We start from the raw sequence: 11,307 nt of genomic DNA, 5'->3' as shown, positions 1-11,307 counted from the left end.
AGCGCGCCGCTCTGCGCGTGGGCTCAGGCGCTGACGCTGCGCCGGATGGGCGAGCCCCTCCGCGCGCGGCTCAGCGGCGCTCGCGCTGGCGCTGAGATGGCAGCTGCGTTAGCCGGCGGGGCTGCCGCGCTCGCGAGCGGGCGCCGCCCGACCGGCGGCCAGGAAGGCCGCGCCACGGTCCCGATCGCCGCCCTGCCGGTGGACGTTCGCGTTGCTTCCGGCGCGCAGGGTGCGGACCCATGGATCCTGTTCGACGGACGCGCTGACACCGGGCTCCACAGCGAGACCGGTGAGGTGACGCGGGTCCGGGTCTCCTTTGCCGAGCCGACATCGCTCGAGGCGCTGGCGCTGTACGGGCGCATCGATGGCGCGCTCACGGTCTATGCAGAGGACGGCGCCGAGCGTCAGGAGGCGTCCGGCCCGGTCGACGTACCGCTCCACGACACGGGCGAGCGCTGGACACGCTTTCCCATGGCCATCACGACGCAGCACCTCGTGCTCGAGTGGCAGCCTTCGGGCGAGCGCGGTCCGCAGGAGCTCGTGTTCTGGACCGCCGGCGCTCCCACGCGCAGCCTGGCGGAGGTGGAGCTAGCCGATCGCGTGCTCACGGGGAAGCTGGCGGGCGCCTACCAGTTCCCGGCGATGTCCGAGCGGGCGGCGGTGACGCGCACGGGCGGCGAGCAGTCGTTGACGTTTCCCATGGACACCGATCCACGGGCGCTCGCGCGCGCGTTCCTCGTCTATGAGCTGGAGGGGCGCGGGCACTGGTCGAGCGTGGACCGGCGGCTGAACGGCCTGGCACCGCGCGGCGGCTTCCGGGCGGAAGCGCCAGCCACGGGAGGGCTTCAGGTCGAGGAGATCGCGCCCGCATGGCTGAAGCGCGGGGACAACGTCGTGCGATTCCGACCTCACGCGGACATCGAGCACGGATTCACCGTGCGCGCGCTCCGGTTGGTCGGGATCCCGCACGCTGGCGTGTACGAGGCGCGCGCCGCCGCACGATCGGCCGGGGGCGAGCGCGCGCGTCGCGATGAGGCGCTCAGCATCGATTTCGGCGCGCGCGTGGCCCCGCACGCGCTCCTGTTCCAGCTGACCGCCGCGGGCGCCGGGGAGATCGAGATCGCGCCCGACGCTGGCGCAGACGGGCTGCGCTTCGACCTGAAGGACCTCTCGCCGGGCTGGCACCGCCTCGACCTCCCGGTTCAATGGACCTGGCCCGAGACGGCCTCGGTGCAGGTCCGGCCGGCGAAGGGTAGCCGCGCCGAGGTACCGGACGTCGCCGTGGCGGCGAGCCTCATCCCGTCCCGCTCCCCACGGATCGCGCTGAGCACACCGCTGCACGGCGAGTGCACCGACGGGAGAGCGTACGTGCGCGGGTTCCTCGACCTCCCCGGAGAGGGCACGCCGCGAGCGCGGCTCTTCGTCGATGCAACGCCCGTGGAGCTGGGAGACGACGGCAGCTTCGAGCTCACCCTGTCGGAGCCCGATGGCGCCCGTCATCGAGCGTGGAGGGCGCACATCGAGGCGCGGATCGAGGACGGCACGCGCCTTGGTCGAGAGGTACAGCTCGGTCCGTGCGTTGACGGCGCCGCAGCGAGCACGGCGCCGGGCGAGCTCGTCACCGATGAGGGCGCCCCGTATGGCGCGGTGGTGAGCCCGGAGCAGGGCGGCGTGCTCTCGTTCGCGGGCGCCACGCTCGAGGTCCCGCCGGGCGCGCTGGCGGAGGCGACGCGCATCACGATCCGGCCGCTGATGCCCGTCCAGGTGCAGCCGATGGGGCGCGCGATGCGCAACGTGACGCCTGAGGGCCGCGCGTACCGCTTCGGCCCGCACGGCCTCAGGTTCAAGAAGCCGGTGAAGCTGACGCTCCCCCTCGACGGCGAGAGCCTCCCGAGCGGCACCGGCGCAAAGGACGTCTTCGCCTTCTACTTCGACGAGACGGCGAAGCAGTGGACGAAGCTCGGCCGCGCCGATGAGGGCCGCGCCCGCGAGCTCACGAGCTTGACGGACCACTTCACCGACTTCGTCAACGCGACGGTCGCCATGCCGGATCAGCCTGGGGCGCAGTCGTTCGACCCCAACGCGATGAAGGGAATCGAGCTCGCGAGCCCCTCGGCCGGCGTGTCGTTCATCGAGCCGCCGGAGGCGAGCAGCCGGGGAACCGCGCAGCTCGCGTACCCGATCGAGGTGCCGCCTGGCCGGCACGGCATGGAGCCGGAGCTCGCCGTCACCTACGAGAGCGAGCTGGGGAATGGCTGGCTCGGCGTGGGGTGGGACCTGCGCGTCTCCGCGATCGAGATCGACACACGGTTCGGCGTCCCGCGCTACACGGGCGACGAGCTCTACGCGCTCGACGGCGAGATGCTCCGGGCCATCCCCGGTCAGCCGGGCCGCTATGAACGGCGCGTCGAGGGCGCGTTCGATCGCATCGAGCGGCTCGGGGCCGATCCCAGGAGCTATCACTGGGTGGTCACGGACAAGAACGGCACCCGGTACACGTACGGCCAGAGCGCGGGCGCGCGAGCGGCGTTCCTGGAGCTCACTACCACGTGCTCTTCATCCTGGACGACGGCGAGCAGCGGAGAGACATCCTCAGCTCGGCACGCGCAGGCTTCGAGGTGCGGACGACGCGGAGGCTCGAACGCGTCGACGTGACCATGGGTCAGGTGCCCGGAGCCGAGGAGATCATCCGGAGCTACCACTTCGCCTACGGCGAGCCCGACGCGCGGCGTTACTACAAGTCGCTCCTCAGGAGCATCGCCCTCCACGGAAACGACGATGCCGAGCAGCTCTACGAGCACACGTTCGAGTACTTCGGTCTCGATCAGCAGGACGGCAGGCTTCAGGTCTTCTCGGCCCCGACCGAGTGGAGCCGTCCGGCGGAAGGGCGCGACGGCCTCGGGGCGACGAGCTCGATCGAAGGGGGGCTCAACGCGTTCGTCGGCGCGGGGCCGCCGGTCTGCGATCCCCATGGCGGGCTGGGCGTCGGCGTCTCGTTCGGCGTGGACGAGGAGCAGGTCGCCTTCACCGACATCAACGGCGACGGGCTCCCGGATTTCGTGGGGAGCAACGGGGTCTGGTTGAACTCGCTCCCGGATCGGTCCAGCGGGAACGCGTTCTCCCCGGAGGGCGTCGGCAGCACGCACCAGATCACGGCCAGCCTGCAGGGGGCGATCCACTGGTTCCAGGAGCTCGGAGGGGCTGGTCTCAACGGCTCCTGGAGCACCGTTCTCGGAGACGACGGCGTTCAACGCTGGTTATGGCGTGCCGATCAAGATCACGACGCCGTACGTGTGCATCGTCGTCGAGATCGCGGCGCAGCTCGGCTTGAACGACGGGCGGAGCGAGCTCGGATGGGACGACCTGGACGGCGACGGGACGGTCGATCACGTGCTGAAGCTGAGCGACGGGATGCTGCGCGAGAGCGACGCGGCGCTGCGGGCGCGACTGAACCTGACGGGCAAGACCAACCGCCTCTCGCGCGTGGTCCGTCCGCTTGGCGGCAGCTTCGCGCTGGACTATGAGCGTGAAGGCAACAAGGTGGCGCATGCGAGCGACCCGCGCGAGCTGAGCGTGGACATGCCCGGCAGCAAGTGGGTGCTGTCGCGGGTCGAGGTGGACGACGGCATGGGTACGCCCGCCTATGTCCACACGTTCGATTACCACCAGAGCGGGTTCTACGACCGCGCGGAGCGCGAGGACTACGGCTTCGCGCAGGTGACGGCGACGCGCGAGGACGGCTCGCAGATCGTCACGTGGTACCACAACCAGGACTATTACCGGCGTGGGCTCGTGGCCGAGGTGATCGAGCAGGACGGCGAAGGGCGGCTGTTCAGCCGGCAGCAGATCTCCTACCGCGAGCCCGGGGCGCAGCCGACGCTGACGGGATCGTTCTTCCCCGGGGAAGAGCTGCGGACGACGTCATGGTACGAGGGCAAGACGACGGACCCGGGCGCGCCTGGCAAGCAGACGAGCAAGGAGCGCGACTGGGATAACCGCGGCAACCTGATCGGGCTGACGGAGCACGGCGAGCCAGGCACACTGGAGGACGATGTCACGACCACGATCCACCACGTGACCTACGATGGGCCGGACATCGTTCGCGCGGATAGCGTCGAGGCGCGCGACAGCGCCGGCACGCTGCTGCGCAAGCGCACCGCGATGTACGACGAGGCGACCGGGGCGGTGGAGTGGATCACGAGCACGGTGATCGGCGGCAAGGAGCCGGCGACGGGCGCGCCGTACACGGGCGACGACGCGACAAACCCTACCTGGCATTTCAGCCACGATGCGTACGGCAACCTCGAGCATGCGATCGACCCACGGGGTTTCACGCTCACGTACGAATACGAGGATGTTGCGGAGACGTGCCTCGAGCGGGTGGACGATTCGTTCGGCTACTTCTCGGTGACGTCATTGGACTACCGTTACGGCGCGGTGAGCGCGGTCCAGGACGTCAACGGCCATGAGGTGCGCTACGAGTACGACGCGTTCGGCCGGCTGCGCGCCGTGTTCGGTCCGGATGATCCCATCACGGCGGCGGAGGCGACGATCTCCTTCGAGTATGCGCTCCAGCCGGGGGTGAGCCCCGCTGCCCCGGCGTGGGCGCGGACGCGCCACAAGGACGTGCAGCATCCCGGGGATCCGATCGATACGGTGACGTTCATCGACGGGCTCGACCGGGTGATCCAGACGAAGAAGGACCTGGAGAAGGATCAGGGGCCGGCTGCCGACCCGATCGTCGGCATGTCGGTGAGCGGGAGGGTCGTCTTCGACGAGCGCGGCCGGGTCGCGTACCAGGGCCAGCCGGTGTTCGATGCGGGCGCGGCGACGGCGTTCGTGGACGTGCCGCTGAAGAACCCGACGGTGTTCGCGTACGACGTGCTCTCGCGCGTCATCGAGGCGAGGGAGCCGGACGACGAGGCCGGCGAGGTGGTGACGACGACGAGCTATGACATCGATGTGCTCGACGGCGTGGCGATGTTCGTCGCGACGGAGACCGACCCCAACGGGAAGGTGCGGAAGGCGTACCAGGACGTGGACAACGCGATCGTGGCGGTCGAGGAGCGCAATCGGCTGCACGGGTCGGAGACGTGGACGACGCTGGTGACGCGGTACGCCTACAACCCCGCCGGCGAGCTCGTGCGCGTGACGGACCCGCGCGGGAACGTCACGACCGCGGAGTACGACACGGTGGGCCGCATGGTTGCGCTCACGAACCCGGACACGGGCCGTAGCGAGTGGCGCTATGACCTGTCGGGCAACCTCGGGGCGCGGCAGACGGCGAAGCTGGCCGCAGGGCCGGTGAGCAAGCTGATCCGGTACGAGTACGACTTCAACCGGCTCCGGCGCGTGGACTACCCGGATTCGACGGACGTGACGTATGTGTACGGCGAGCCGAGCGAGGCGGGCGACGAGCACGGCAACCGCGCCGGCCGGCTGGCGGAGGAGCAGAGCGAGGCCGGGAAGAGGACGTTCGCGTACGACCGGCTCGGGAACGTCAAGACGCTGACGACCGAGTTCCCCCGGCTGCGCGAGCCGCACCGGGGGCCGTACCAGGCGACGATGGAGTACGAGTTCGACTCGTTCGGGCGCCTCTTGTCGATGAAGTTCCCCGGCTCCGGGGCGGAGGTGGTGACCTATGGCTACGACCGGGGCGGCCTGGTGCGGTCGGCCGTGGGGACGAACACGCAGACCAATCCGGAGCACCCGGACGAGCCGGCGGTGACGCAGTATCTGCTGCACATCGGGTACGACGAGTTCGAGCAGCGGGTGCGCGTGGTGCACGGCAACGGGATCGCGACGTCGTACAGGTACCACGAGAAGTCGCGGCGGCTGGAGCAGATCAACGCCGATCACCGCGACCGGTTCCTCGTGGAACGAGGGCTGCCGGCGAGGCCGTTCCTGCGGATGCGCTATGACCACGACGCGGCCGGGAACCTGGAGCAGGTGCGGAACGAGGCGCCGTACGACCAGGAGATGCCGGGGTCGGTGCGGGTCGGGCCGACGACCCACGACTACGGCTATGACGATCTGTACCAGCTCGTGTCGGCCAGCGGCACATACCAGGACTGGAAGGACTGGCAGTACCGATATCGGGTGTCGTTCGATCACGACGAGATTGGCAACATCCTGGTCAAGGATCAGGCCAGCTATCGCTACGTGCCGGATACGAGCGCGGACCGGTGCGAAGGGGATTGGTGCGAGGAGCAGGCGATCCGGGAGCAAACGTACCGGTCGGTGTACCAGTACACGGGTCCGCAGCCGCATACGCCCACGCAGATCGACGAGCACCTCGTGGCGGAGTCGATCCCGTGGCCGCGGGTGATCAGCTACGACGCCAGCGGCAACCAGACCGGGTGGGTGTACCGGGGCTCGACGACGCGCGTGACGGAGTGGAACGAGGAGAACCGCGTCACCCGGGTGAGCCAGAACGGGCAGGAGCTGTCGCGCGTGCTCTACGACGGAGACGGCGAGCGGCGCGTGCACCTGCACCGCATCAGCGGCGAGGAGGAGACGGCCTACCACGACCAGCACCTGACGCTGCGCGACGGGCGGTTCATCACGAAGCACATCTACGCGGGGCAGACGCGCATCGCGAGCAAGATGGATCCGGACTGGTTCCGGGACCCGCCGACGCTCTACTACCATCCGGACCATCTGGGCAGCACGAGCTTCGCGTCGAACAACGAGCAGGCGCTGACGCAGCGGGACGAGTACTTCCCGAGCGGGGAGCTGTGGATCGACGCGTCGGACTCGCGGTACGAGCTGCGGCGGGCGTACGTGTTCACCGGCAAGGAGCTCGACCAGGCGACGGGGCTCTACTACTTCGGGGCGCGGTACTACGACCCGCGGATGAGCGCGTGGCTGAGCCCGGATCCGATCCTGGATGAGTACATGCAGGGAGGGCCGGGTGCGGGGGTGTTCAATCCGGGGAACCTGGGGCTGTATAGCTACACGCTGAACAATCCGGTGAACCTCGTCGACCCGGATGGGCGGCAGACGCAGGGCGGGCACCGGAACTTCCCGCCGGGCGGCGCCGGGATGGGGGGCTGCCGGAGCCCGAGCTGCTGGACCGGGCCCGAGGGCGCCCGTTTCAATCAGCTGATCCAGGCGCAGCGCATGGCGGAGCAGCAGGCGCAGGGCAAGGCGCCCGTCAGCCCGGCGGCGGCTCCTCCTCGGACGGTGCGCATGGGCGGCGTGAACCAGCAGCCGGTGCTGCCGCCGCGACCTGCCGGGCAGCAGCAAGCGGCTTCGCAGCCGGCGCCGGCTGCGAAGCCGTTGCAACCTGCGCAGGCGGCACAGCCGGCGAAGCCGCCGCAGCCGGCGAAAGCCGGGCACACGGCTGGGAAGCAGCCGTCAGCAGCTTCAGGAACCGCAAAGGGGGGGGCCAAGCCCCTGCCCGAGCTGAAGGTTGATCGTGCTCAATTCGGGAAGAAGGTCGGCAAGCACGCCGAGGATTTCGGGCTCAACCCGGCCAACCCAGATCATCGCCAGTGGGTTCGAGATCGGATTGACACGATAGTCAAGAAGTACGACGAAGTGCGACAGGGACCGTGGAATCCACGCGGCGGCGGAGGAAACGATTTCCTGTTTTTCAGGCAAGGTACCGATGTGGTGGTCACCAAACCGAGTGGCGAATTTGTCACAGTCCTTGCAGGAGGCCAGTCAAATGGATGGTTCAACGGTGCTTCCGGTCGCTAGCCTCAAATCGTTGCCCGGAAGGCGACTTCTTGCGGTGACGCGAATACTCTTTGTGTACGGCGGTCGAGTTGAGTCAGACGATGGGCCGCTTGAGCTCCACTTGGACGACGGCACTGTCGTTCTCCTCGACGGAGCGGGGGATGGCGAGAGTCTTCTCGTGCGAGGCGCTCCATGGACGGACCCCTTCGAACCGCCAATTTCCGCAGAAAACCGCCTCTATATCGAGCAAAACGGGAAGTGGAGTAGAAGCGAGCAATCGGGCGATCCGATGTTTTCCAGCGTGCTCGGAAAGGTCATTTCCTCTGTGAAGATCCTGGAGAATGAATTCGGTAGAGAAGCTGGAGTCCAGCTCTCTATTGGAGGAACGGACCTCTGGTTCGTGGTCACAGGCGACGAGTGCCACGTCCACTGGGCGCAACCGATCGGGTTCCGAACAAGTGCCGGTTACGCACAGTAGGAACCACGTCATCGAGGCCTCGAGCAGATAATGGGACACCACCCGACTCCCCTCGCCGAGCGCGTGGAGACCGCGCTCCCAGGCGACGAGGATCTCGGAGCAAGGCACGCCGCGTCCTTCGGGGAACCCGCGCAGCAGAGGCTCGGCCCACGAATGGTTGAACTTGCCATGGCGCTGGATCCAGGAGAGAAGCGAAGGATGAATTTGATCCTCCCATTTCGTTGACGGGAAACGGAGAAGAGGGGACGGCAGAGCCGGAACGACGCGGTGCTAGCGCGATCCACCAATCCGCACGCCCAAATACGTGGGTCCCCACGCAACCGCGCCTGGGTCGAGCTCCGGCGGCGCCAGATCCGAGAACGCGACGTCCGCACACACGAGCCATATCGATGGCGACCTCTCGACCGTGAGCTCGCGCGCCAGCGCAGAGGTCTCGATCAGGTTGTGCAGCGGTACCACGCCGGCCGCGACCGGGGCCTCCTCCTGATCGAACGGCAGCCGCACCAGGTACACGTCCTTGTCCCCCCACGGCACCTCCGAGCGCGCCACCTCCGCGCTGGCCGCGATAGCCCCGCCGCGCTCGTCGCTCGCGAGCCGCTCACAGAGCCACGCGAGCACGACGTCCTTTCGTGGGTCGCCATCCAGTCGTAGCTCCGCTCGCGATGGCATCGGAGCGTCGTCAAGCCTGCCCCCCGTCGCGAGCCCCATCTCCTCCACGAGATCGACGAGCGCGACACCCCGGTCCGTGGGCGCGCGGCGGCGCAGGGCGGCAGCAGCGGCGGCACGCACGCGCGCGTCGCTGTCGCACAGCCGCGCCCGGGCGAGGTCGACGGCGCTCGCGTCGTCGCCGAGGAGCTCCAGCATCACGGCACGGAGCGCGGGGCTGGGATCGTCCCGCCGGGCGATGACCGCGCCGCGGTGCTGCCCCTGAGCCCAGAGGAGCCTCGCGGCCGGGATCCTCAGCGCATCGAGCTCCTGGACGTCGCCCCGCAGGGGCGGACGCCACCTGCCGTGGCCGACGGCGCCGCGTCGCTCGATCCGAGCGTGTCTCCTCCCGGGCATGTTTGTAAAGAATATTTAAAAACAGAGCTCCGGGCCGAGACGAACGTTGAACATCGTTCTTGTTCAGCTACACCATCGCTCGCCTGAGGTGGCCTCGAGCATCGCCGGCGCCCCGGAGCGCGTCGTCGCGCGCTGGGCGGCGGGGGCTGCCTCCCCGGCGGTTTCCGCGCCGGGGCGTGGATCACGAGGCCCACGCCGCGCCGCTGGGCGGCTCCGATTGCTCCGCGGCCACGCTGAAGAATGGATGGAAACGCGCCGCTTTCCTGCTCGTAGCCGCTCACTACGAGCGGGCGCTGCGCTTATCAGGAGAACGCTTGATGGGAAGCTCGAAAGTGGGGCTGCTGTTGGCGTGCGGGGTCGGGATGGCCCTGTTCGCCGGGGGGTGCTCGGATGCAGAGGACGCGATCCCGGAGCCCCTCGATGAAGTTTCGCAATCGCTCACCCTGGCGGATCGGCTCGCTGAATGCGCGCAGGATCCGCGCGTGGTCGCCGGGCTCGTCTCGCAGGACATCTGCGCGGGCGCGGGCGTCTTCTTCCACGAGACGTTCGAGGGCAACGGCCGCACCTGCGGCACCTGCCACCCGGTGGCCAACAACACGACGCTCGACGTGCCGTTCATCCAGGCCCTGGACCAGACCAACCCCGATGACCCGCTCTTCGTCTTCAGGGAGGTGCCCGAGCTCGCCGAGCTCGAGACCTCGGACCTGCTGGACGACGCGGCCATCCTCGAGAACGTGGACGGGTTCGCCGATCCGACGCACCGGTTCGTCTCGCGCGGGGTGAACCACGTCCTCTCGCTCAGCACCAGCATCCGGGCGGATTCGGGGGACGGCACCACCAATCCGCCCGCGGAGCGGACGGGCTGGGGCGGCGACGGGTCGAGCGACGGCACGCTGCGCGGCTTCCTCAAGGACGCGATCACCCAGCATTTCCCCAGGCGCCTCGCCCGCGAGCCGGGCGTCGATTTCCGCTTGCCGACACCGGACGAAGAGGACGTGACCCTGGCCTTCCAGCTCAGCCTGGGCCGGCTGAACGAGCTCGATCTGGCGAGCGTTCAACTGTTCGATGCGGAGGCGGAGGACGGCCGGCAAGCGTTCATGGACCCGAACCGGGGCCGCTGCAACGTGTGCCACCACAACGCCGGCGCGAACTTCCAGGACACCGGCAACAACCGCAACTTCGACACCGGCACGCGCACCAAGGGGTCGCCGCTCAACGGGGGCACCTTCGGGGGCGAGTTCCTCGCGGACGGCGGCTTCGGCGGGCGAGACCTGCCTGCGCCCAACTTCGACGCCACGGGCATCGGCTTCCCCAATTCGTTCGGCAACGGCACCTTCAACCCGCCGCCCCTCATCGAGGCCGCGGACACGCCGCCCTTCTTCCACAACAACCTGCAGATCAACGACAAGGCGGATCCGGGCCTCAACGATGCCGTCACGTTCTACGCCTCGACGCCCTTCGGCTTCTCGCCCGCCGCCCAGGAGCTCGAGCAGCGCTTCGGGACGCCGCTCAACCTCGCGCCGCTCGACGCGCTCGCCATCGCTCGCTTCCTGCGCGCGCTGAACGCCGCCTTCAACGTCGACATCGCCAGGCAACGGCTGGACGCCGCGCGGGTGCTCGTCGATCAGTTCGCGAACACGCGCGCCGACGTGCAGCAGAAGCTGATGGAGCTCGCCCGCGTCGAGATCGACGACGCCATCGAGGTGATGGCCCCGATGACGCTGTATCCCGCTGCGGCGCAGCAGCTCGACCTCGCGCGCGCCGAGATCGCCCAGGGCCTCGCGGCGAGCTCGGCGGCCGACCGCCGCAACCGCATCGTGAACGCCACCGCGCACGTGACAACCGCCCGGGCCCAGTTCGGTCAGAACATCACGTTCGTGCTCGGCCAGGGCAACCTGATGTACTGAGTTCAGTTCATCACGCGCGAGGTCGAGACGAACCGGCCCGGGTCCGAGATCGTCCTCCTCCGGATGGAGAGCGTCGAGCCCTCCTCGAGCGTGTTGCCGAACGATGAGGCAGCCCCGGGGCCAAGGGATTTGGCGCTCTTTCTGCTCGGCGTGGCAGCTTCGTGCCCCTGGCGGCGG

Annotated in this window: 6 protein-coding genes; 4 read left to right on the top strand and 2 right to left on the bottom strand. The window is 68.8% G+C overall.

Translation table 11 applies throughout. The features are described 5' to 3' along the window. Window positions 1–96: 96 nt before the first annotated feature. Entirely contained in the window at window positions 97–2,655 is a 2,559-nt protein-coding gene (locus WME89_RS19655) for a SpvB/TcaC N-terminal domain-containing protein (RefSeq protein WP_438010651.1), read from the top strand. A gap of 187 nt (window positions 2,656–2,842) precedes the next feature. On the opposite strand, the gene WME89_RS19650 is transcribed toward WME89_RS19655, so the two are convergent. Then, a complete protein-coding gene (locus WME89_RS19650) occupies window positions 2,843–3,211 on the bottom strand; it encodes a hypothetical protein (RefSeq protein WP_438010650.1) in 369 nt (122 codons plus the stop codon). A 53-nt stretch (window positions 3,212–3,264) separates the two neighbouring features. On the opposite strand from WME89_RS19650, the gene WME89_RS19645 reads away from it, so the two are divergent. Further along, window positions 3,265–7,704 carry a toxin TcdB middle/N-terminal domain-containing protein gene (locus tag WME89_RS19645; protein WP_438010649.1) on the top strand — a complete coding sequence of 1,480 codons (4,440 nt, stop codon included), beginning with the start codon at window positions 3,265–3,267 and terminating at the stop codon, window positions 7,702–7,704. Beyond that, window positions 7,673–8,161 carry a hypothetical protein gene (locus WME89_RS19640; RefSeq protein WP_438010648.1) on the top strand — a complete coding sequence of 163 codons (489 nt, stop codon included), beginning with the start codon at window positions 7,673–7,675 and terminating at the stop codon, window positions 8,159–8,161. The genes WME89_RS19645 and WME89_RS19640 overlap by 32 nt, the downstream gene beginning before the upstream one ends. Before the next feature lie 270 nt (window positions 8,162–8,431). On the opposite strand, the gene WME89_RS19635 is transcribed toward WME89_RS19640, so the two are convergent. Beyond that, window positions 8,432–9,223, bottom strand: coding sequence for a hypothetical protein (locus WME89_RS19635; RefSeq protein WP_438010647.1), 792 nt, complete (start codon window positions 9,221–9,223; stop codon window positions 8,432–8,434). 317 nt (window positions 9,224–9,540) lie between these two features. Here WME89_RS19635 and WME89_RS19630 point away from each other — a divergent pair, with 317 nt between their 5' ends. Next, a complete protein-coding gene (locus WME89_RS19630; RefSeq protein ID WP_438010646.1) occupies window positions 9,541–11,130 on the top strand; it encodes a hypothetical protein in 1,590 nt (529 codons plus the stop codon). Window positions 11,131–11,307: the final 177 nt, after the last annotated feature.

The organism is Sorangium sp. So ce321, assembly GCF_051530195.1.
Lineage (GTDB): Bacteria > Myxococcota_A > Polyangia > Polyangiales > Polyangiaceae > Sorangium.
This window is presented reverse-complemented; position numbering and strand designations above follow the sequence as displayed.

Coding starts and splice junctions, on each gene's coding strand:
- WME89_RS19655 (WP_438010651.1), top strand. CDS start 97: ATGGCAGCTGCGTTAGCCGGCGGGGCTGCCGCGCTCGCGAGCGGGCGC.
- WME89_RS19640 (WP_438010648.1), top strand. CDS start 7,673: ATGGATGGTTCAACGGTGCTTCCGGTCGCTAGCCTCAAATCGTTGCCC.
- WME89_RS19635 (WP_438010647.1), bottom strand. CDS start 9,223: ATGCCCGGGAGGAGACACGCTCGGATCGAGCGACGCGGCGCCGTCGGC.
- WME89_RS19630 (WP_438010646.1), top strand. CDS start 9,541: ATGGGAAGCTCGAAAGTGGGGCTGCTGTTGGCGTGCGGGGTCGGGATG.